Source organism: Pseudomonas putida, from assembly GCF_025905425.1.
Lineage (GTDB): Bacteria > Pseudomonadota > Gammaproteobacteria > Pseudomonadales > Pseudomonadaceae > Aquipseudomonas > Aquipseudomonas putida_AF.
The window spans coordinates 3368343-3389508 of sequence record NZ_CP109603.1 but is presented as its reverse complement, the minus strand read 5'-3'; the positions used below and the strand labels follow the sequence as shown (position 1 = coordinate 3389508).

Below are 21166 nucleotides of genomic sequence, written 5' to 3'. Positions count from 1 at the left end.
CTGTGGGAGCGGGCTTGCCCCGCGAAGAGGCCGGTACAGGCTAAAAAACCTCCCTCATTCCGGCCCGACAAACTCCGTCACATCCCGCCCACCGGCATCCAGCTGAAACACCCGCGCGGGCCGCCCCTGCTCATCAAAAAACACCTGCCCCAACCCCGCACCATTCCATAATCGCTCACCCGCCTTGCTACCGCTGGGCGTACGCGGCACCACTTCCATCTCGCGCCGCTTGGTAAACCAGTTAAGCGGCGAGCGCGGTGAATACAGCCAGCGGTTAAGCCGGTCGAGCACATCCAGTAATCGCCGGGGGAACTCGTTCTTGATCCCGCTGCTGGTGATCTGCCACAGGTGCGGGCTGCGCTGGCGATGGCGAATCAGCACTTCATAAACGAACGAATAATGCACATCCCCTGACAGCACCACGTAATGCCCCGGCGTGCGCGAGTGGCGGAAAATGTTCAGGATCACCTGCGCCGCGCCCCGGTGAGCCATCCAATTCTCGGCATCCACCAGCAACGGGTAGCCCATCCAGCTGAACACCTTTTGCACGGTCTCGATCAGCTTTACCCCGAAGATCGGCGCGGGCGACACGATAATCGCCGAAGGGTGATCAAGCAGCGCCTGTTGCAGTTCGCTCAGCGCCTCCCAGTCGAGCAGGCCCGATGGCTTGGCCAGGCTGCTTTCGCTACGCCATCGGCGCGTGCGGGTGTCGAGCACGAGCAGCGGTGGGTTGCTGGGCAGGCTGAACTGCCAGCCCTGGAAACGCAGCACTTCGCTGATCAGATCATCCTGCGCCTGGTTGTTCAGTGTCTTACCCGTCAGCACCTGGCAGCGTTCGACCAGTGGCCCGCAGCCCTCCGGGTCGTTGCCCCAGGCCTGGCACAGCAGGTAGCCCAGCAGCGCATTGCCGATGATCCGCCGCGAGAACGGGTGGCCGTAGGCGGTTTCTTCCCACTGGGCTGAGAGGTTCCAGTCATCGGTGATGTCATGATCATCGAAAATCATCAGGCATGGCAGGTGCGCCATCACCCGCGCCACCTGGCCCAGGTTGCCGGCGAACGCCTCAATCAGTGGTAGCTCGTGCCGATAACGCGCCTGGCGTTCATCGGTGAGCCCCGCAGGCATGTCCAGGTTCACCAGGCGCCAGGGTTCGGGTGACCACACCAGCAGGTACATGGCCATGACTTCGGCGAAGGTCACCAGGTGGTTATCGGCGTTGCTGGACGAGAAGATCGGCTTGCGTTTGCCGCCAAAAAAGCGCTCGCGCAGGCTTTCGTTACGTTCCTGCGCTGGCAGCAGGTCGGCGCGATGGTAGTAACTGGCAGGGTGTCGATAGAGCGCCGCGCTGTCCGCGACGACAGCACCGTCCAGCTGTTCGTCAAACAGCCCCAAGCGTTCGATCAGGGCGTGGATGGCGCGCAGCATGGGCCCGGCGACATCATCGGCATACACCTGGTCGCCGGTCATCAGCAGCACGGCAGGGCGCTGTTCGGGGTCTTGGCACTGTTGCAGCAAACGGTCGGCGCACAGCAGGCCGTCGGCGGCGGGGTGGTGCGGCTTGCGGCAAGAGCCATGCAGCACATGATCAAGGCGATCACGCAGCACGAAGTTTGGCCGTGTTTCGCCGGGGTAGAGCAGGTGCGCTGCCCACTCGGCGATGCCTTGGCCATCGATGAGCAGGTCGTAGCCCAGCGTCTGGTTGCAAGGGAGCGGCAGGGCGAAGCGGATATCCAGCAAATGGATAAACGCGTTCTGGCCTATCGGGATGACCTGGCAAGCGACGTTAACCGGATGCGCTGCGCCATCCAGGGCGAACTCGGGTTGCAAAGGTTGCGTGGCGACCAGCCAGATGGCCAGGCGCTGCGGCTCCAGCCGGCGCAATACCGGGCCGGCTAGAACGAGGGGTAGGGATGAGGTCATCAACAGCTCTGGTGGCTAGACAGCCCATTCACGCATCCGTGGGAGCGGGCTTGCCCGCGAATAGGCCATCGAATTCAAAATACCTCTAAAGCCCGGCGCAACTGAGCGCCAAACCAAAAACGGGCGGAAAATGCTGAACATTTCCCGCCCGTCAGGCAAACCTAAAATGTATCAGGCCTTTTCAGCCATCAACTTCTCCAGCTTCTCCTGATCCCGCGCGAACTGGCGAATACCCTCGGCCAGCTTCTCGGTACCCATGGCATCTTCGTTCATCGCCCAGCGGAACTGGCTCTCGCTCAATACCTGCTTGGCCTCACCCGCGTTGCCTGGCGTGAGCACACGCGGCAGCTCACCTTGGTCATCGCTCAACTGCTGCAGCAGCTCGGGGCTGATGGTCAGGCGGTCGCAGCCAGCCAGTTGCTCGATCTGGCCGATGTTACGGAAGCTGGCACCCATGACCACGGTCTTGTAGCCATTGGCCTTGTAATAGTCGTAGATCCGCGTGACCGACTGCACGCCCGGGTCTTCTGCGCCCACGTACTCTTTGCCGGTGCTCTTCTTGTACCAGTCGTAGATACGGCCCACGAACGGGGAGATTAGGAACACCCCTGCATCGGCGCAGGCTTGGGCCTGGGCGAAGGAGAACAGCAAGGTCAGGTTGGTCTGGATGCCTTCCTTCTCCAGCTTCTCGGCGGCGCGGATGCCTTCCCAGGTCGAGGCGAGCTTGATCAGCACGCGGTCTTTGCCGACGCCGGCGGCCTCGTACAGCTCGATCAGCTTGCGCGCCTTGGCCAGCAGTGCCGGCTCATCGAACGACAGGCGCGCATCCACTTCGGTGGAGATACGGCCAGGGATGACCTTGAGAATGCCCGAGCCAACCGCGACTGCGAACTTGTCGCAGGCAAGGTCCACATCGCCCTTGGCATCGCTTTTTACCTGCTTGAGCAGGTCGGCATAGCCGGAGATGGCGGCGGCCTTGAGCAGCAGCGACGGGTTGGTGGTGGCATCGACCGGTTTCAGGCGGGTGATGGCGTCCAGGTCCCCGGTGTCGGCGACCACGGTGGTGAACTGCTTGAGTTGTTCCAGCTTGGAGGTCATGGGCGTGCTCTGTCCTGTGCAATGACTCGACATTACCCGAGCCCCGGCGGCCGCTCAAGGCCCGTCGAAGCCGCGTGGGCAAACCGCGTGTGGGCGCGGCCTTGCGTCGCGAAAAGGGCTGCGTAGCCGCCCCAAGGTTTCAGCCCGGCACGGGGTAAAACGCCTTGGGGATCTACGAACGGTGATGATTCGATTCACCAACACCCCCAAGGTTCCCAAGGCTGCTGCAACACTCAATGCCCCTGCATCAACTCCGCGGCCTGGTCGAACACCACCAACGGTTCCGGCGCCTTGTGAATATCCGCCGACAACAACTGCCGGAAGCGCCGCGCCCCCTTGAAACCCTGGGCCAGCCCCAGAATATGCCGGGTGACGTGATGCATGGCTCCGCCGCTTTCGATGTGCGCCACGATATAAGGCCGCAACAACGCCAGCGCTTCGCTGCGGCTGACCACCGCCGCCTGGCTGCCGAACAACTGCTGGTCCACGTCGGCCAGCAGGTAAGGGTTGTGATACGCCTCACGCCCCAGCATCACCCCATCGAACGTCTCAAGGTGCGCGTGGCATTCCGCCAAGGTCTTGATCCCCCCGTTGAGCACGATCTCCAGGTCCGGGAAGTCCGCTTTCAGCTGCGCCGCCACGTCGTAGCGCAAAGGTGGAACTTCACGGTTCTCCTTGGGCGACAGCCCTTCAAGAATCGCAATCCGCGCATGCACGGTAAAACTCCGGCACCCGGCCTCGCGCACCTGGCCGACGAAGTCGCACAGCTCGGCATAGCTGTCACGGCCATTGATGCCGATACGGTGCTTGACCGTCACCGGTGTTGAAACCGCATCGCGCATGGCCTTCACGCAATCAGCCACCAGCGCCGGGTGAGCCATCAGGCAGGCGCCGATCATGTTGTTCTGCACCCGGTCGCTCGGGCAGCCGACGTTGAGGTTGACCTCGTCGTAGCCCGCGTCCTCGGCCAGGCGCGCGCAGGCGGCCAGGTCGGCCGGCACACTGCCGCCCAGTTGCAGGGCCAGCGGGTGCTCGGACACGTCGTGGCGCAGGAAACGGTGGGCGTCGTTGTGCAGCAGGGCGCCGGTGGTGACCATTTCGGTGTAGAGCAGGGTGTGTTTGGAGAGCAGGCGCAGGAAGAAGCGGCAGTGGCGGTCTGTCCAGTCCATCATGGGTGCAACGCTGAAGCAGCGTGACGGTTCAGGGCGCGTGGTTTGTGGCTTTGAGGCTGATTCTAGGGGCATTCTGGTCTACGCATATTTGTGCCGCTCTTGGGCGTTTTGAGCATTTCTGGTGTGACAGCGGTACGGTGTACCAACATCAAAAACGCTTGTACCACCGAAAACCATGGCAACGGTCTAGAGCAACGAAAGGCCGATGGAGCGGCTAGGTATACCGTCCACATCCGCCTTAAGAAAAAGGGTGCCCTAGTCTATCAAGAAGCCTAGACATTCGCCCGTAAGCAGTCGGCCCAGGCCAGGGCGAAGCGATGAGAGACTGGCTTGGGAACGCGCTAAACCTAAGTCAGATTCAATCCGCCGTCTGACAGGAGTATCTCGCCAGTTAAGTAGTCAGAATCAACCAACATTGCAACAGCGTTTGCGATGTCGTCTGGGCTAGCGGCCCTGCACATAGGTGCGCGAACGCGCCACAACGCTTGAGCCTCTGTCCACTCTGCGGTCAGGGGTGTGTCGACCAAGCCAGGCGCCACAGCATTTACGCGAATGTCCGGCCCGAGCGACACCGCAAGCAAGCGGGTCATGTGATTGAGAGCAGCTTTGCTCACCGCGTAGGGAATGGATGCGCCCTTGGGACGGACACCGGCATGCGAGCTGATGTTTACGACGCTACCTGCTCGACGGTAACGGGCGGCATCGCGTAATGCCGACTCGGCCAATGCGACCAGGTGGAACGGCGCCACGACATTAATCTCGTTGAGCTCGTGCCACACATCCGAAGTGGCAGAGGCTAGGTCGCTGTGCGGAATGACTCTGCTGATGCCGGCGTTATTGACTAATACGTCGAGTTGGCCCCACGCGGCGATCGCTTCTTCAATCAGTCTGACCCTGTCAGCTTCCAAAGCAAGATCAGCTTGCACGTAAATAGCTTGCTCCATTTCGGCAGCCATAGCGCGCCCCGTATTTGCAGAACTTCGCGAATGAAGGATCACGGCATAGCCTGCCCGGCTTAATGCACGTGCAATGGCGGCGCCGATACCGGAAGTGGATCCTGTAACCAACGCAACGCGTAGTGCGTTATCGATTGTCGGGTTGGGTTTCATACTGAAATCTCGAGTGGGTTGCTAGGCTTTGTACGAGAAGTGCCTGCGTGACGATCATGCTGCGTTGAAAACAGAGGGAAGGTCGGATCCGACACATAGCGGGTGGTAGTCATTGCGTCTAGGCAATGCGACAGCATGCAGCCCGCTAAGTATAATCCTGCGCCTTAATTCTCCAGGTACTCATCCATATCCAGCTCCGGAAACTTGCGCGTCATGAATTGCAGCGCATCAGGGTCCCGGCTGTCCCGATAACGTCGTACGGCATTCAGGACATCGATTCCGCTCCACATCTCGGTCCATAGGATTTCGGGTTTGTGGTGCAGCAACACTTTCAGTGCCTCCAGAGAAGTACCACCAAGATTGGTCACATGGCCTGCCACCGTACACCCTTGACGGTCGACAGCGTGAATATCGGCACCGGCCTGCAACAGGCGCTCCATGATCTGTGGGTGACGTCTGTTGGTCGCCCACATCAAGGGCGTCAGCCCAAGAAAAAGCGGGTCCTTGATGGTCTCGTCCGGATGCTTCCCAGCCGATAACAGCGCGTCGACCACCATCAGGTCACCGTTCATCGCCGCTTGCGCCAGCGTGTCATCCTCGGCATACATGCCGCCACGTCGCACTAGCTCCACAGCCAAGGCGGATTGCTTGTAGCCGATGGCACAACTGAGAGCGGTTTCTCCCCATTCGCCACGCAGATAACGCAACCTCCACGGCCGCGCCAATTGCAATGCGGCTTGGTCATTGCCAAGTTCGATTTCTTGAAACAGCCGAGAACGAATGGTTCGGCGAAACCAATGGTTCAAATGGTAAGAATTCCAGTTTTCTGGAACAGTGAAAACGAACGTTCTCCACCCAGGGATTCGTATAACGAAAACACTTGCCATCATGCACTCGGCGTTGAAATAGGTAGCCAGATGCTATCACCGCACATTCAAATCCAGAACCCCAGCCCTCTGCTAGTGCTCCCGAATCACCGCATGTGCGTGATGAAGGCGTATCACTAAGCGCGGGCGGCTGGCAGCACCAACGAGGTAATCTGTAAGTGTCGGATGGTTAGGTAAGAAAGAAAATGAATTGATACGCAATGGGTACCAAAACCTTGAGACTAGCCTCAGATCGCGCTTAACGCGGCTTTAGTACGGGGCTGAGTTAGTTCTTGATTCCGCCACACTAAATGGAAATCGTCCCTGGGCGTAGCTCAGGAACGACTCATCTAACGGCTTATGCAGGCAAACTCATATGCAACAACGGAAACGGCCGCCCCTCGCCATCCACCTCAGAACGCCCCGTTTGCACAAACCCGTAATGCAGATAAAACCCCACCGCCTCAGGGTTCTGCTCGTTCACATCCACACTCAGCGTGCTCCGTGAACCCCGTGCGTAATCCAGCAGCGCACGGCCAATCCCACGCCCGTGCAGGTCGGGATCGATAAAGAGCATTTCCACATGCTCCTGATTCAGCCCCATGAAGCCTAACGGGCAATCTTCAGCATCGACCGCAACCCACAACTCGACAGCGTGTAGGTAAACGTCGCGCAACTGCGGCAGCAGCGCGTCTATGTCGGATGCCTGCAAAAAATGGTGAGTGGCGCGAACGGCACGCAGCCAAATGTCGAGCAGCAGCGGGTGGTCTGCGGCGTTAGCCTGACGAATGATCATGTAATCAACCTTGTTCACTTGATAACGAAGTAGCGGCACGCCATTGGGCGACCGTATAAGTGTCGGCATCTTGAATGCCCGCTTCGCGAATTAACGCCTGGGCGGTGCACAGCAGAGGGGGCCGAAAAGGAAGGGGCTGAAAAAGTACTCATCGCCGCAGGGTGCGTCAAGGTCAGGGGGACGGGCTCGAAAATGCGCTGTCCCCTGCAATCGATTCAGATCGAACGCTGGTTGACCCGCGCCGTAAGCTGCTCGGCGCTTTCTTTGCGCTCGGAATAGCGGTCCACCAAAAACTCGGTGTGGTCGCGCAGCAACAGGGTGAACTTCACCAGCTCTTCCATCACATCGACAACCCGGTCGTAGTAGGGCGATGGCTTCATGCGGCCGGCATCGTCGAACTCCAGGTACGCTTTGGGCACCGAGGACTGGTTGGGGATGGTGAACATGCGCATCCAGCGGCCCAGCACCCGCAGTTGGTTGACCACGTTGAACGACTGCGAACCCCCGCACACTTGCATCACGGCCAGGGTCTTGCCTTGGGTGGGGCGTACGGCGCCGAGGGCCAGGGGGATCCAGTCGATCTGCGCCTTGAACACGGCCGACAGGGCGCCATGGCGTTCGGGCGAGCACCAGACCTGGCCTTCGGACCACAGCACCAGGTCACGCAGTTCTTGCACTTTGGGGTGCTCTACCGGCACGTCGTCAGGCAACGGCAGGCCGGAGGGGTCGAAGATGCGCGTCTCTGCACCAAAGTGCTGCAGGAGGCGGGCAGCCTCTTCGGTCAGCAAGCGGCTAAAGGAGCGTTCGCGGGTCGACCCGTACAGCAGCAGGATGCGCGGTTTGTGCTCGCTGGCACGGGGTGCGGCCGGGGCTGCGTCGAACAGGGACAGGTCGAGGTTGGGCAGTTGTTCTGACATGGGGCCTCCTTAGGCTCCGTACGAGAAGTTTTGTGGGAGCGGGCTTGCCCCGCGATGGAGTGCGAAGCGCTCCTGTACCCGATATCAAATAGTGTCAAAGACGCTGCGAATTCAGGCTTTGCTGCCGCGTTGCGGCAGATCGCGGGGCAAGCCCGCTCCCACAACGATGGATGACCCTACTTTTCGTACAAACCCTAGAGCGTTCCGATGCGGTCCAACTCGCGCTGGAGTTCGTCGCGGCCGAGGGTACTGAAGGGGAGGGCGAAGAGGGCTTTGCAACGTCGCTCGATGATTGCCAGCGTGGCCTTGAACGCCGCGTCGATTGCGGCCTCGTCACCCTCCGCTTCGGAAGGGTCTTGCAGGCCCCAGTGGGCTTTCAGCGCTGGGCCGAAGTACACGGGGCAGGTTTCGCCGGCGGCCTTGTCGCAGACGGTGATGACGATGTCTGGCGGGTTGGCGGCGAAGGCATCGTTACCTTTGCTGCTAAGGCCTTCAGTGGAAATGCCGGCCTGCTGCAGGGTGGTGAGGCTGCGCGGCAGCACCTGGCCTTTGGGAAAACTGCCGGCACTGACGGCTTTGAAGCCGGGTGGTGCCAGGTGATTGAACAGCGCTTCGCTGAGGATGCTGCGGCAGCTGTTGGCGGTGCACATGAACAGGACTTGCATGGATGCTCTCTCGCGGGTTGGCGGCTTCAGCAGCAGGCGGCTGCGCGGACGGGGCGGTCGGCCATGTGCTGCAGGCGTGATGTGTTCTCTTGCAGCCATATGGCATTGGCTTGCAGCGTCACCTGCAGCATGTCGTGCACCCATGTGGGCAGGTCCGGGTTGAGGCGGTAATACACCCACTGGCCCTGGCGGCGATCCAGCAGCAGGCCGCTGCTTCGCAGTTGGGCGAGGTGGCGGCTGATTTTCGGCTGGCTGTCGTCGAGGGCGCACATCAGCTCGCAGACGCAGAGCTCGCCCAGGTTGGCGATGAGCAGGGTGGCGCGAGCGCGGGTCTCGTCGGCCAGGTTCTTGAAGACCTCGGGTGGGGTGATCATGGAGGTGCTCTTTACATATGGATAATCGAATATACGGATTTCCATATGTATTTGGCAAGCGGGAAAATGCGGCACGAAATTGATACAGAGCTAGCGGAAATGATCAGATTTTGGCTCTTCCTTGTAGGGCGTTTCTGAATAACTCTTTGCAGGCCATTGCGTCATTGCGATGGAAAGCTGAGCCCCCTAGTCTCGCTGGGTCGTTGCAAATTCAACGACCGGGTCTGCAAGCCCGTAGCTTGGATCGGTCTCAGTTTGCTATTGGCTTTGTTCAATGGTGGCTGCGTGCGGGTGGCCTTTTGGCCAGCCGGGCAATTGACCTCCAAGTCCGGTCTTGCAGGCCCGCACGTAGCCGCCACCTATTCATCTGCAAGTGATTTGGCGACGGTCCGACTTAGATTTTGTCTGGAGGTTGTCATGCTCAAGATCGTCCCCGATCCACCTTGCTCCCCCGATTCCCCTCATTACCTCGAAGACACCCTGATCCAGGCCACGGAGTACGTACTCTGCGCCTTGGCCGTCGCTCACCACGCCGTCTCCACGCTCCCCAAGTCGCCTGCCTCGATCATGACCCTGGCCGTCATGCACGAAATGGAAGCTGTGCGCACCTTGCTGGAATCGGCGGTTGCGCAGGTGCAGCTCACGGACAGGCCGCAGATGCATACCTTGCATTGACTTCAGCGTATGCCGGGGCTGCTGTGCAGCCCTTCGCGGGGCAAGCCCGCTCCCACCGGGATCGTGCCGTCTTTAGAGATTCGAACAAGACAGTTGCTCCCACAGGGATCGTTCCGGCTTTAGAAAATTGAGCTAGACAGTTGCACTCACAGGGGCGCGGCCGCGCCAGGGGGATTTGAAATGGACAAGGCACTACCAGAAGGCACCGGCACGCTGGGTTTGACTATAGGCTCCGCGTCGTGCCTGGACGGCGTGATACAGGGCAAGCGCCTGTTTCGCGTAGAACCCGGCAACTGCTGCGACCATGCCATCGAGCAGGCGTCGGTGCTGATGGACTGCTCAAGGCGAGCCTCGTTCATCGGCGTGATGGACGACGAACCTGTGCTGGTCTGGGCCTCGCACTTTCTTTGCGAAATGGCCAAGGCGCTGATGGACGATGCGCACATGGGCATGCGCAAGCACCGCTGATGCGTCAGCCTCAGTCGGTAGCAGTTTCTACTGCGCCGTCACCGCCTGCCCCTTATGCGCCTGGCGCCACTGCTTGGGGCTGACATCGAACCAGCGGCGGAACGCGCGCGAAAACGCGCTGATCTCCGAATACCCAAGCAGCAAGGCCAGCTCGGAGATTGGCAGCGCGGACTGTTGCAGGTAGTAGGTCGCCAGCTCTTGGCGCACGGTGTCGATCAGGGTCGAAAAACTTAAGCCTTGCTCCTGCAGGCGGCGTTGCACCGTCCAACTGGGCAGGCGCAACTGCTCGGCGACTTGCTCCAGGCTCGGGTAGCCGTCGCCGAGCATGGCCCTGACTTGCGTCTTGACGTCATCGACAATGCCCGGCCGGTTGGGCGTGCCGGCCTGGCCGCCGAGCATGCGCATGCTTTCGATGACGATGGCCAGCAGCCGTGGGTCGCGGCCGGGCATCGGCCGGTCGAGCACGCTGCGGCGGAACACCAGCGAATTGCGCGGCTGGCCAAACAGCACCGGGGCGTCGAACACTTTGCAGTGCTCGTGCCAAGCCTCGGGTTGCGGGTGCTCGAACAGCACCTTTTCCGGCGCCCAGTTCTGGCCTAGCGCGTGGCGCATCAGGTTGAAGAACATACCCAGCGACAGCTCGGCATCCTGGCGTTTGCGCAGGATGGCGCCGTACTGCACCTGGTAGTCGAGGCGGTAGAATTCGCCCATGGCTTCCATGCTCAACAGGCTGCTTTGCTGATGCACCGGGAAGGTGCTGACCACATTGCGCAGGGCATCGCCCAGGGTGGCCGAGCACATGCCCACGTAGCCGAGCAAACCCAGCGCGTCGGGCCTGAACTGTTGGCCGAAACGCAGGCCGAAGTTGTCGTTGCCGGTTTGCCGGGCGGCCTCTTCGAACACTTGGCAATACTGGTTCAGGTCCAGGCTCAGGGTTGGGTGCTCAAGGCGCTCGGAGTCGATGCCGGCGCGCCCGAGGATGCGCTCGGCGTCACCACCTTGCTGGCCGATGAAGCTGACCAGGCCGGTCGCCGCCGAGGCCAGAATACCTATCGAGTTGCCGGGCAGGGCCCCCGCGTGGGGGAGCTGACCTGGATGGACAACGTGCACGTAGAATCCTCCTCGATCGTTTACCGGCTGCTGCTGGGTAACTGTGGGAGCAATTTTCATTCCACGCCGCGCGAAACGCTGTAATGACGCCATGTGGCCGCTCAAGGGCAGGTCTTTGCGCGCTGGGCTGGGCCACGCCTGGCGTGGGCTACGCACCCGCATGGTGCGTAGCCTTTGGTTACAAAACCGTTTCGTTCATGCCCGTGCGAGTGCGCCCACCGGGCGCTCCTGCAAATAGCGCTGGCACAGCTCGACCGTCTGTTCGACCCACACCGGGCCCAGGCACTCGACCTGCGGTGTGCCGCGGTGGGTGCCGGTCCATGCCAGCAGTTGCAGGCGCCGTTGCATGATCAACGTCGGCAGCAGGGCGATGTCGTGGGCATCCAGGCTGGCCACGGTGCTGTAACCCTCCAGCCAGTTGTCTATCCAGTGCGCCAGGTCGCGGTGGTGTTCGAAAAAGCTCAGGGCCGCCGCCAGGTCATGCAGGTACCAGCCCATGCCGCAGTCGTCGAAGTCGATGATGCGTGTGCGATCCCCTTGCACCAACAGGTTGGTCAGGCGCAGGTCGGCGTGGATCAGGCCAAAACGCGACGGGTCCTCGCCATACCCGCACAGGCGCTCACCAATCACGCCCACGGCTTCGCTGATCAATGCACTGCCGCGTGCATCCAGGTAGGGCGCCGCACGCCAACTGCCCCAATGGCCCTGTTCACCCAGCATGGTCTGATGGTTCCACGTCAGCCGCTGGAAGTTGCCCGGGCGTTGCCAGGTGCGGGCATGGCGGTGCAGGTGGGCGTTGATCGCACCCAGCCGGCGAAAGGAGGCATTGAGCTGTTGCTGGTCGGGCTCGCCCCCGTCGATCCAGTGGAACAGCACGACAAACCGGCGGCCGTGGCCGGGCAGTTCGACAACCTGGATCGCTTCGCCATCGAGCCCGGTAATGGGCACAGGCACTTCCAGGCCAGCGCTTTGCAGTGCCGCGAGCCAGGCCAGTTCGCTGGCGATGTCGGCCTGCTGGTGGTAGCCGGCGCGGTGCACCCGCATGACAAAACGTTGCCGCTGCCCCTGGACCTGATAGGTGGCGTTTTCCGAGTGCACCAGTAGTGCGATCTGGCCCTGGTAGGCCTCGGCGTAAGCCGACAGCGCATGCAGGGCAAAGCGGTCGAGCACGGCAGGGCTGGTGTGGGAGGAGATATCAGTGGTCATCAGGCACGCTCCGTTGGCAGGGGTCTGGCTGCCAGCATGAGTCGAGCCCCGCGCCACTGGCTTGACCGCAAACCGCGAAATCTTGACCGCTCGCCACAAGGCGCCTGGGCCAGATCGAGAATTTGATTCTGCGGCCCGCAACTTGTGCCCTGCGGTCAAGTCGGCCACCGCAGGTCGGCCCACCATCGGTCCACATCACCGGCTAGGTCATTGGATCGAGGGCTTGAACATGCTGACTTCACTACAAGGCAAAAGCGTATTGGTCACCGGCGGCACCAGCGGCATCGGCCTGGGCATCGCCGTCGGCTTTGCCCGCCAGGGCGCCAAAGTGGCCATCAGCGGGCGCCAGCGGGACAAGGTCGAGGCTGTGGCCAGCCGCCTGCGCGACCAGGGCCTGGCAGTGACCGGGCTGGTCGCCGATGTGGCGCAGCGCGAGCAGGTGCGCCAATTGGTCGAGCAGGTGGTGCAGGCCCAAGGTGGGCTCGACGTACTGTGCGCCAACGCGGGGGTGTTCCCGTCGGCGCCGCTGGAGCAGATGACCGACGCCGACTGGGACCTGGTGCTCGACACCAACGCCAAAGGCACCTTCCTTTGCGTGCAGGCAGCGCTGCCGCACCTGCGCCGGGCGGCGTATGGCCGGGTGGTGCTCACGTCTTCGATCACGGGGCCAGTCACCGGCTTCCCCGGCTGGGCGCACTACGGCGCGAGCAAGGCGGCGCAACTGGGCTTCATGCGTACCGCGGCCATCGAGCTGGCGCGCGATGGCATCACCATCAATGCCGTGCTACCCGGCAACATCCTCACCGAAGGCCTGCAGGGCATGGGCGAGGCTTACCAGGCCAGCATGGCCGCGTCCATTCCACTCAAATGCCTCGGCAAGGTCGAGGACATTGCCAATGCCGCGCTGTTTTTCGCCTCGAAAGAGGCCGGCTACATCACCGGGCAGAGCCTGATCGTCGACGGCGGGCAGATCTTGCCCGAGTCGCTGCAGGCACTCGCCTGACGCCTTGCACCATAACCCTATAAGAACGGAGTGCATCCTGATGAGCGAGACCTACAGTGCTGAGCTGAAACTCACGCAGGCCGGCCAGGCGCAGCCCCACGAGGTGCAGCGCCTGCGCAAGAACGCGGTGGGCCTGATGGGCGTGCTGTTCATGACGGTGGCCACGGCAGCGCCGATCACCGCGATGCTGGGCAACGTGCCGATCGCCATTGGTAGCGGCAATGGCCAGTACGCCCCCGCAGGCTACCTGGTGGCGACGATCATCCTGGCGCTGTTTGCCATCGGTTATGCGCAGATGGCCAAGTACATCACGGCCACCGGCGCTTTCTACGGGTTCATTTCCCATGGGCTCGGGCGGGTAGTGGGGATGGCCTCGGGGATTGCGGTCACGCTCACCTACATCGTCTTCGAAGCGGCGCTGGTGGGCATCTTCGCCTTCTTTTGCGAAGACCTGCTGGCCAGCGTCTTCGGCGTGCACGTGCCCTGGATCGTGTTCGCCCTGGCCATGCTGCTGGCCAATGGCGTGCTCAGCTACTTTGATATTTCCCTGGCCGCCAAGGTGCTCGGGCTGTGCCTGGTGCTGGAGATCCTGATGCTGGGGCTGATGGCCTTTGCCGTGCTGCTGCATGGCGGTGGCCCGCAGGGCATGGCGACGGCGTCGATCAACCCGCTGAATGCGTTCAAACCTGCCGAAGGGGTGATTGGCGCGAATGCCGGCATAGGCCTGTTCTTCGCGTTCTGGTCCTGGGTCGGCTTCGAGTCCTCGGCGATGTATGGCGAGGAGTCGCGCAACCCGAAAAAGATCATCCCGTTGGCGACACTGATCGCGGTGATCGGCATCGGGGTGTTCTATGTGTTCGTGTCGTGGATGGCCATCGCCGGCTCCGGGCCTGCCGAGGCCATTCGCCTGGCGCAAGACCCTGCCACTGCCGCCGAGGTGTTCTACGGGCCCACCCGCCTCTACTTGGGCGAGTGGGCGGTGAGCCTGTTCAAGCTGCTGGTGGTGACGGGCTCGTTCGCCTGTGGCATGGCCTTCCATAATTGCGCGGCACGCTACATCTATGCCCTGGGCCGGGAAAACCTGTTCGTGTTCCTTGGCCGCACCGTGGGCCGCACCCATGAGCGCCATGGTTCGCCGCACGTGGCTTCGACCGTGCAAAGCCTGATCGCCACGGCGATCGTCCTGGCGTTTCTGTTTACCGGCAAGGACCCGTACGCCGACCTCTACGCGCTGCTGGCGATCCTGGGCACCATGGGCATTCTCATCGTGCAGGCGCTGTGCGCCTTTGCCGTGGTCTGCTACTTCCATGTGGGCACTCAACGGCGTGCCCAGGCGCACTGGTTCAAGACCTTCCTCGCGCCCCTGCTGGGCGGCATCGGCATGCTCTACGTGGTTTACCTGCTGTTCGCCAACCTCAGTTTTGCCGCAGGCAGCGCGGCCGAATCGCTGCTGTTCCGGCTGATCCCATGGATCGTCGCGGCAAGCTTCGCGCTGGGGGGTTCGATTGCCCTGTACTTCCGCTATTTCGACCGCCGCAAGTACCACATTATCGGCAGCATCGTCATGGACGACGCGCGCCAGGACACCTGAGGAGACCGACCATGTTGAAAGTGAATGCCTTCCAGCCTGAACAGGCCGAGGCCCTGAACGCCGCCGAGCGTAGCCTGATCGAGCGCCGCCAGCGCCTGCTCGGCCCGGCTTACCAGCTGTTCTACGACAACCCGCTGCACCTGGTGCGAGGTGCTGGCACCTGGCTCTACGACCGCGCAGGCCGCGCCTATCTGGACCTGTACAACAACGTCGCCTCGGTCGGCCACAGCCACCCGCGGGTGGTCGAGGCCCTGGCCCGGCAGGCGGGTGAGCTCAACACCCATACCCGCTACCTGCACGAAGGGGTGCTCGACTACGCCGAAAAACTGCTGGCGACCATGCCGGCAGCGCTGGGCAACGTGATGTTCACCTGCACCGGCAGCGAGGCCAATGACCTGGCCTTGCGCATTGCCCGTGACTACACCGGCGGAACCGGGGTTATCGTCACCCGTTATGCCTACCACGGGATGACGTCGGCCATCGCCGAGCTGTCGCCTTCGGTGGGTGACTACGTACCGTTAGGCCGTGATATCCGCGTGGTCGATGCACCCTTGCACCTGCCTGAAGACCCGCAACGGGTAGGCCAATTGTTCGCCGCCCAGGTGCGTGCCGCGCTGGCCGACATGCAGCGCCATGGCATTCGCCCGGCAGCGTTGCTGGTCGATACCCTGTTCACCAGCGATGGCGTGTTCGCCGACCCGCCGGGCTTTCTGCGTGAGGCGGTGGAGGCGGTGCGCGCTGCCGGCGGCCTGTTCATCGCTGACGAGGTGCAGCCGGGGTTCGGCCGCACCGGCACGCACATGTGGGGCTTCGAGCGCCATGGCCTGGTACCCGACCTGGTGACCCTGGGCAAGCCGATGGGCAATGGCCACCCCTTGGCGGGGCTGACGGTGCGCCCGCAGATCCTCGAACGTTTCGGCCGCAACGCCAGCTACTTCAACACCTTTGGTGGCAACCCGGTGTCGGCGGCAGTGGGGCTCGCCGTGCTGCAGGTGATTGAGGACGAGGGCCTGCAGGAGAATGCCCGGCGCGTGGGGGCTCAGCTCAAGGAGGGCCTCGAAGGCCTCGCCCGTGAGCATGCCTGCCTTGGGCAGGTGCGTGGGGCGGGGCTGTTCATCGGTGTCGATGTGGTGGACGGGCAGGGCATTGCCGATGGCCCGACGACGCGACGCATCACCAATTTGTTGCGTGATGAAGGCATGCTGATTGGTGTGTCGGGGGCGCAGAACAATGCGCTGAAGATCCGGCCACAGTTGTGCTTCTCGGCCGAGAACGTCGAGCAGTTTCTCGCTGCCCTGCAGCGCGTGTTGCGCCAGCTGTGATGGGCTAGCGAACGTTGCACATAAGCCACCCCGCCAGCGCTTGCCCTGGCGGGGTTTTCTATTTGCAGGCCACGCGCGCTCAGTGCCCGGTTGCCGCCTTGCGCCCTTGCACCGGGTCATAGCAACCGGCCTGCTCGAATACGGCCCGCACTTCATCGAGTACGGTGGGGTCTTCGATGGTCGCAGGTGTTGTCACCTCGGGGTTCGACGCCAGGCTGCGCAGGGTTTTGCGCAGGATCTTGCCGGAGCGGGTCTTGGGCAGGCGCTTGAGGATGAACACCCGGCGCAGTGAGGCGATGGCACCGACCGCATCGCGTACCCGCGCCACCAGTTCGCGTTCAAGTTGCGCCGGGTCTGGCTGCAGCCCCTGCTTGAGCACCACGAACCCGACCGGTACTTCGCCCTTGAGCGCTTCTGCCAGTGCCACCACGGCGCATTCGGCGATGGCCGGGTGGTCGCCCAAAGCTTCTTCGAGGCTGCCGCTGGACAGGCGGTGCCCGGCGACGTTGATCACATCGTCCACGCGGCCCATGACGAACAGGTAGCCGTCTTCGTCCAGGTAGCCACCGTCGCCACTGCAGTAGTAGCCGGGGAAGGCGCTCAGATAGCTTTCGGCAAAGCGCTGCGGGTCGCCCCACAGCGTGGTCAGCGTGCCAGGTGGCAATGGCAGGCGCAGGGCAATGTTGCCAGGCTGGTTGCGGGGCAATGGCTGGCCTTCATCATCGAGTATTTCCAGGCGATAGCCGGGCAGGGGCAGGCTCGCCGAGCCAGGCTTCATCGGCAAGTCGTCAAGCCCGCGCGGGCTGCCGGCAATCGCCCAGCCGGTTTCGGTCTGCCACCAGTGGTCGACCACCGGGCACGGCAGAAAACCATGCAGCCACTCGTACGTCGGTGGATCGAGGCGTTCGCCAGCGACGTACACCGCTTTGAGGCAGGACAGGTCGCGCCCGGCTGCCAGGCGCACCTGTGGGTCTTCGCGTTTGATGGCGCGGAACGCGGTGGGCGCGGTGAAGAACACATTCACCCGGTGTTCGGCGATCACGCGCCAGAAGGCCCCGGCATCGGGTGTACGCACCGGCTTGCCCTCGTAGAGCAAGGTGGTGCACCCGCGAATGAGTGGGGCGTAGACGATGTAGGAGTGCCCCACGACCCAGCCGATGTCCGACGCGGCCCAGAACACTTCGCCGGGGTGTGCGTCGTACAGCGCTTGCATGCTGTAGTTGAGTGCCACGGCATGGCCGCCATGGTCGCGCACGATGCCTTTGGGCCTGCCGGTGGTGCCGGAGGTGTACAGGATGTACAGCGGGTCGGTGGCATTGACCGGGACTGCTGGCACGGCTTCGGCCTGGGCGAGCAGTGCCTGCCAATCGTGCTCGCGGGGGCCGCGCAGCAGGGCGCGGGCCTGTTCGCGTTGTTCGATCACCACGTGTGGCGTGTGCTTGGCGGCCAGTTGCAGGGCCTGGTCCAGCATTGGTTTGTAGGGCACCACACGGTCGTACTCGATACCACAGCTGGCGCTGAGCAGCACCTTGGGGCATGCGTCGTTGATGCGCACGGCCAGTTCGGCTGCGGAAAAACCGCCAAATACCACCGAATGCACGGCGCCGAGCCTGGCGCAGGCCAGCATGCCGACCACCGCCTGGGGGATCATCGGCATGTAGATGATCACCCGGTCGCCGCGCGCTACACCCAATGCCCGCAGCATACCGGCGCAACGGGCCACGCGGTCCTGCAACTGGCGATAGCTGATGCGCTCCTGCACGCCGCTGGCCGGTGAATCGTAGATAATCGCGCAGCGCTCGCCGGCACCGTTGGCGACGTGCCGGTCGACCGCCAGGTGGCAGGTATTGAGCTGGCCGTCGGCAAACCAGCGGCCGCCTGTGCCAGGGTGGTCGGTGAAGACCTGGCGGGGGGCGCGGAACCAGTCCAGCTCGGCAGCCTGTTCACCCCAGAATCCCTCGGGGTCTTCGGTGGCGCGGGTGTAAGCCTGCAGGTAGGAAGTCATCGGCGTTCTCCTTGTTGCTGTTATTGTTTTGATGGCCCTCGGGCCTGCTTCAATCCTCCCAGTCGCTGCCGGTAATCGCTTGACCACCGGGCACAATTACTTGACCGCCGAACGCTGGCTGTTGCACCTGCAACAGCGTTTCGACAGTCTGCTGTCCAGGGTTCACTGCGGCCCGCCTGGGTTGTTGGCTATCCCCTTGAGGCTCAAGGCTATTTTCGTTTGGCACGGTTGCTGCGTTGTCTCCTTCAACCCTTCGAGGACAGCCAAGGAGCCTCCCCATGAGCCAAGCCCCAATCAAGTTCGCCTACTGGGTCCCCAACGTCAGCGGTGGCCTGGTGGTGAGCACCATCGAGCAACGCACCAGCTGGGACATCGACTACAACCGCAAACTGGCGCAGATCGCCGAAAAATCGGGCTTTGATTACGCCCTGTCGCAAATCCGTTTCACCGCAGGCTACGGCGCCGATAACCAACATGAGTCGGTCACCATCAGCCACGCACTGTTGGCCGCCACCGAGAAGCTCAAGGTCATCGCTGCCATCCTTCCAGGCCCGTGGAACCCGGCGCTGGCGGCCAAGCAGTTGGCAACCATCGACCAGTTCACCAATGGCCGGATCGCCATCAACCTGGTGTCGGGCTGGTTCAAGGGCGAGTTCCACGCCATCGGCGAGCCGTGGCTGGACCATGACGAGCGCTATCGCCGTTCCGAGGAGTTCATTCGTGCGCTGAAGGGCATCTGGACCCAGGACAACTTCACCTTCAACGGCGACTTCTATCGCTTCCGGGACTACACCCTCAAACCCAAGCCCTTGCAGCAGCCGCACCCGGAAATCTTCCAGGGTGGCAGTTCGCGTGCGGCGCGCGACATGGCGGCGCGGGTGTCGGACTGGTACTTCACCAATGGCAACAGCGTGGAGGGGATCAAGGCCCAGGTCGATGATCTGCGTGCCAAGGCAGCAGCCAACGGCCATTCGGTGAAGGTGGGGGTGAATGCCTTCATCATTGCCCGTGACACCGAGGAAGAGGCGCGGGCGGTGTTGCAGGAGATCATCGACAAAGCCAACCCCGAGGCGGTCAAGGCGTTCGGGCATGAAGTCAAGAACGCCGGGGCGGCCAGCCCGGAAGGCGAGGGCAACTGGGCCAAGTCCAGCTTCGAGGACCTGGTGCAGTACAACGATGGGTTCAAGACCAACTTGATCGGCACACCGCAGCAGATTGCCGAGCGCATCGTTGCGCTCAAGGCCGTGGGGGTGGATTTGATCCTCTCAGGGTTCCTGCATTTCCAGGAGGAGGTGGCGTACTTTGGCGAGCATGTGTTGCCGTTGGTACGTGAGCTTGAGGCCGGGCGCCGGGTGGAAAAAGCGGTGGCTTGAGGCTGTTGTGTGGGAGCGGGCTTGCCCCGCGAATGCGAACACGCGGTGCATGGCACCGGCTTCGCCGGTGTTCGCGGGGCAAGCCCGCTCCCACACAGCTCGGCTAAATCAGTAGGTTATGTGCTGCTCCTATTCGGGAGGGGCGGTTTAATAGCGCTGAAGGTGCTCGGCAAAGGTCGTGCCCTGGTACTGCGCGCGGAACAGCCCACGCTCCACCAGCCTCGGCACCACTTCATCGAGGAAGCAGTACACCGAGCCGAACGATCCCCCCGGTGCCGCAATAAACCCATCCATCACACCCGCCTCGGCCCAGTCGGCAATTTCCTCGACGGCGTCATCGACCGTGCCAATCACCTGCCAGTGCGCCGCCGAGAGCACTTCCGGGCGCATCAGCAGTTCGCTGGGCAGCAGCGATTCGCGTTCGATCAAGCGCCGCAACAAGCTCACATGCGTGCGGCTGGCACCGGGCAGCAGTTGCAGCGGTGGCAGGTCGGTGGCGTGGATGCGCCGGTCGCTTGGCCAGGCCGCCAGGTCGATGCCGATCATCTTCTCGATGGCGGCATATTTGCGCGCCTTGTCGACCCGCGCATGGGTGTCCATGAACAGTTCGCGCGCCTCCTTGCGGGTAGGCGCCAGAAACAGGCTGAGCCCCGGCAGCAGGCGGACGTCCGCTGCGTTGCGGCCGTGGCGCTCAGCGCGTTGCGAAAGGTCACGGCGCAGCTCGGCGGCGGCGGCCTGGTCGGGCGTAGGGGCGAAGACGATGTCGGCGACCCGGGCGGCAAAGTCGCGGCCACTGTCGGATGCGCCCGCCTGGATCAGCGGAATGCGCGCGCCCTGTTCCGGAATGTTCAGCGGCCCCTGCACCTGCAGGAAGTCGCCGTGGTGAGCGATCGGCTGGACCTGCGCCGGGTCGGCATAGCGGCCGTGCTCGCGGTCGATCAACAGCGCCTGATTGGGAAAGCTGCGCCATAGCCGCTGCACCACCTCGGTAAACTCCGCCGCACGGGCGTAGCGCTCTTCGGCACTGGGCATGGCGGGCAGGCCGAAGTTTTCGTGGCCTTGCAGCGCGGTGACGATGTTCCAGCCCACGCGGCCGTTGCTCAGCCAGTTCAGTGATTGCAGTTGGCGAGCGACCAGGTACGGTGGGAAAAACGTGGTCGAAACCGTTGACACCAGGCCGATGCGGCGGGTCTCGCGGGTGAGCGCGGCCAGCAGCACGGTGGGGTCGAGGCTGGTAAAGCCCGAGCCGCTTTCCAGCGCGTCGGCCACCACGCAACTGACGTCGGGGCGGAATACGAAGTCCAGGTGTGCGGCCTCCGAGCGGCGCGCGATGTCGAGGGCGAAATCGCTGCCGAACAGGCTTTCGACGCGGCTGTCCGGGCGCCGCCAGCCCTCGCCGCTGAGCCAGGTCGGGGCCAGCGACATGCCGATGTGCAGGCCTTGTTGATGCGTCATCAGGGTCGGTTCTCCAGTGGCTGGTACATAAACGCTGGCCG

Annotated in this window: 19 protein-coding genes; 6 read left to right on the top strand and 13 right to left on the bottom strand. The window is 62.8% G+C overall.

Going from position 1 to position 21166, the window contains the following annotated elements; translation table 11 throughout:
• Positions 1-54 precede the first annotated feature (54 nt).
• From OGV19_RS15070 to OGV19_RS15030, 9 genes are all read right to left on the bottom strand, one after another.
• Positions 55-1920 (bottom strand): alkaline phosphatase D family protein, encoded by a 1866-nt coding sequence (locus tag OGV19_RS15070; RefSeq protein WP_264309508.1) that lies wholly within the window; start codon positions 1918-1920, stop codon positions 55-57.
• 171 nt (positions 1921-2091) lie between these two features.
• Entirely contained in the window at positions 2092-3018 is a 927-nt protein-coding gene (gene tal, locus OGV19_RS15065; protein ID WP_264309507.1) for a transaldolase, read from the bottom strand.
• A 233-nt stretch (positions 3019-3251) separates the two neighbouring features.
• Positions 3252-4262, bottom strand: coding sequence for a tRNA dihydrouridine(20/20a) synthase DusA (gene dusA / locus OGV19_RS15060; RefSeq protein ID WP_264309506.1), 1011 nt, complete (start codon positions 4260-4262; stop codon positions 3252-3254).
• 275 nt (positions 4263-4537) lie between these two features.
• Entirely contained in the window at positions 4538-5299 is a 762-nt protein-coding gene (locus tag OGV19_RS15055; protein ID WP_264309505.1) for an SDR family NAD(P)-dependent oxidoreductase, read from the bottom strand.
• Positions 5300-5463: 164 nt separating this feature from the next.
• Positions 5464-6105, bottom strand: coding sequence for an ankyrin repeat domain-containing protein (locus tag OGV19_RS15050; RefSeq protein WP_264309504.1), 642 nt, complete (start codon positions 6103-6105; stop codon positions 5464-5466).
• A 418-nt stretch (positions 6106-6523) separates the two neighbouring features.
• Positions 6524-6961, bottom strand: a complete 438-nt coding sequence (locus OGV19_RS15045) for an acetyltransferase (protein ID WP_264309503.1) — start codon at positions 6959-6961, stop codon at positions 6524-6526.
• A 215-nt stretch (positions 6962-7176) separates the two neighbouring features.
• Complete coding sequence (gene arsH, locus OGV19_RS15040) at positions 7177-7878, bottom strand: arsenical resistance protein ArsH (protein ID WP_264309502.1); 702 nt, start codon at positions 7876-7878, stop codon at positions 7177-7179.
• A gap of 194 nt (positions 7879-8072) precedes the next feature.
• Positions 8073-8543: an arsenate reductase ArsC gene (locus OGV19_RS15035; protein WP_264309501.1), complete on the bottom strand. Its 471-nt coding sequence runs from the start codon at positions 8541-8543 to the stop codon at positions 8073-8075.
• A gap of 26 nt (positions 8544-8569) precedes the next feature.
• Positions 8570-8917, bottom strand: coding sequence for a metalloregulator ArsR/SmtB family transcription factor (locus tag OGV19_RS15030; protein ID WP_264309500.1), 348 nt, complete (start codon positions 8915-8917; stop codon positions 8570-8572).
• 417 nt (positions 8918-9334) lie between these two features.
• Here OGV19_RS15030 and OGV19_RS15025 point away from each other — a divergent pair, with 417 nt between their 5' ends.
• Positions 9335-9592: a hypothetical protein gene (locus tag OGV19_RS15025; protein WP_264309499.1), complete on the top strand. Its 258-nt coding sequence runs from the start codon at positions 9335-9337 to the stop codon at positions 9590-9592.
• A 180-nt stretch (positions 9593-9772) separates the two neighbouring features.
• Positions 9773-10060: a DUF3077 domain-containing protein gene (locus OGV19_RS15020; RefSeq protein ID WP_264309498.1), complete on the top strand. Its 288-nt coding sequence runs from the start codon at positions 9773-9775 to the stop codon at positions 10058-10060.
• A gap of 27 nt (positions 10061-10087) precedes the next feature.
• Here OGV19_RS15020 and OGV19_RS15015 read toward each other — a convergent pair whose 3' ends face one another.
• Positions 10088-11170, bottom strand: a complete 1083-nt coding sequence (locus tag OGV19_RS15015; RefSeq protein WP_264309497.1) for an AraC-like transcriptional regulator QhpR — start codon at positions 11168-11170, stop codon at positions 10088-10090.
• 195 nt (positions 11171-11365) lie between these two features.
• Positions 11366-12376, bottom strand: a complete 1011-nt coding sequence (locus tag OGV19_RS15010) for a phosphotransferase enzyme family protein (protein ID WP_264309496.1) — start codon at positions 12374-12376, stop codon at positions 11366-11368.
• Between the two features lie 229 nt (positions 12377-12605).
• On the opposite strand from OGV19_RS15010, the gene fabG reads away from it, so the two are divergent.
• The 3 genes from fabG to OGV19_RS14995 are packed head-to-tail and all read left to right on the top strand — an operon-like array spanning position 12606 to position 16292.
• Positions 12606-13379, top strand: coding sequence for a 3-oxoacyl-ACP reductase FabG (gene fabG / locus OGV19_RS15005; protein WP_264309495.1), 774 nt, complete (start codon positions 12606-12608; stop codon positions 13377-13379).
• A 40-nt stretch (positions 13380-13419) separates the two neighbouring features.
• Positions 13420-14970 (top strand): APC family permease, encoded by a 1551-nt coding sequence (locus tag OGV19_RS15000; protein WP_264309494.1) that lies wholly within the window; start codon positions 13420-13422, stop codon positions 14968-14970.
• An 11-nt stretch (positions 14971-14981) separates the two neighbouring features.
• Positions 14982-16292 (top strand): aspartate aminotransferase family protein, encoded by a 1311-nt coding sequence (locus OGV19_RS14995; RefSeq protein WP_264309493.1) that lies wholly within the window; start codon positions 14982-14984, stop codon positions 16290-16292.
• A 79-nt stretch (positions 16293-16371) separates the two neighbouring features.
• Here the strand turns inward: OGV19_RS14995 and OGV19_RS14990 are convergent, their stop codons facing one another.
• Positions 16372-18321: an acetate--CoA ligase gene (locus OGV19_RS14990; protein ID WP_264313948.1), complete on the bottom strand. Its 1950-nt coding sequence runs from the start codon at positions 18319-18321 to the stop codon at positions 16372-16374.
• A 254-nt stretch (positions 18322-18575) separates the two neighbouring features.
• Between OGV19_RS14990 and sfnG the strand changes: the two genes are divergently transcribed.
• On the top strand, positions 18576-19670 hold the full coding sequence (gene sfnG / locus OGV19_RS14985) for a dimethylsulfone monooxygenase SfnG (RefSeq protein WP_264309492.1): 1095 nt from the start codon (positions 18576-18578) through the stop codon (positions 19668-19670).
• A gap of 147 nt (positions 19671-19817) precedes the next feature.
• Here the strand turns inward: sfnG and OGV19_RS14980 are convergent, their stop codons facing one another.
• A complete protein-coding gene (locus OGV19_RS14980) occupies positions 19818-21125 on the bottom strand; it encodes an NtaA/DmoA family FMN-dependent monooxygenase (RefSeq protein ID WP_264309491.1) in 1308 nt (435 codons plus the stop codon).
• Positions 21126-21166: the final 41 nt, after the last annotated feature.

Bases quoted from the DNA above. Each gene is read 5' to 3' on its own strand.
- OGV19_RS15070 (WP_264309508.1), bottom strand. From the start codon at position 1,920: ATGACCTCATCCCTACCCCTCGTTCTAGCCGGCCCGGTATTGCGCCGG.
- tal (WP_264309507.1), bottom strand. From the start codon at position 3,018: ATGACCTCCAAGCTGGAACAACTCAAGCAGTTCACCACCGTGGTCGCC.
- dusA (WP_264309506.1), bottom strand. From the start codon at position 4,262: ATGCCCCTAGAATCAGCCTCAAAGCCACAAACCACGCGCCCTGAACCG.
- OGV19_RS15055 (WP_264309505.1), bottom strand. From the start codon at position 5,299: ATGAAACCCAACCCGACAATCGATAACGCACTACGCGTTGCGTTGGTT.
- OGV19_RS15045 (WP_264309503.1), bottom strand. From the start codon at position 6,961: ATGATCATTCGTCAGGCTAACGCCGCAGACCACCCGCTGCTGCTCGAC.
- arsH (WP_264309502.1), bottom strand. From the start codon at position 7,878: ATGTCAGAACAACTGCCCAACCTCGACCTGTCCCTGTTCGACGCAGCC.
- OGV19_RS15035 (WP_264309501.1), bottom strand. From the start codon at position 8,543: ATGCAAGTCCTGTTCATGTGCACCGCCAACAGCTGCCGCAGCATCCTC.
- OGV19_RS15030 (WP_264309500.1), bottom strand. From the start codon at position 8,917: ATGATCACCCCACCCGAGGTCTTCAAGAACCTGGCCGACGAGACCCGC.
- OGV19_RS15025 (WP_264309499.1), top strand. From the start codon at position 9,335: ATGCTCAAGATCGTCCCCGATCCACCTTGCTCCCCCGATTCCCCTCAT.
- OGV19_RS15020 (WP_264309498.1), top strand. From the start codon at position 9,773: ATGGACAAGGCACTACCAGAAGGCACCGGCACGCTGGGTTTGACTATA.
- OGV19_RS15010 (WP_264309496.1), bottom strand. From the start codon at position 12,376: ATGACCACTGATATCTCCTCCCACACCAGCCCTGCCGTGCTCGACCGC.
- fabG (WP_264309495.1), top strand. From the start codon at position 12,606: ATGCTGACTTCACTACAAGGCAAAAGCGTATTGGTCACCGGCGGCACC.
- OGV19_RS15000 (WP_264309494.1), top strand. From the start codon at position 13,420: ATGAGCGAGACCTACAGTGCTGAGCTGAAACTCACGCAGGCCGGCCAG.
- OGV19_RS14995 (WP_264309493.1), top strand. From the start codon at position 14,982: ATGTTGAAAGTGAATGCCTTCCAGCCTGAACAGGCCGAGGCCCTGAAC.
- sfnG (WP_264309492.1), top strand. From the start codon at position 18,576: ATGAGCCAAGCCCCAATCAAGTTCGCCTACTGGGTCCCCAACGTCAGC.
- OGV19_RS14980 (WP_264309491.1), bottom strand. From the start codon at position 21,125: ATGACGCATCAACAAGGCCTGCACATCGGCATGTCGCTGGCCCCGACC.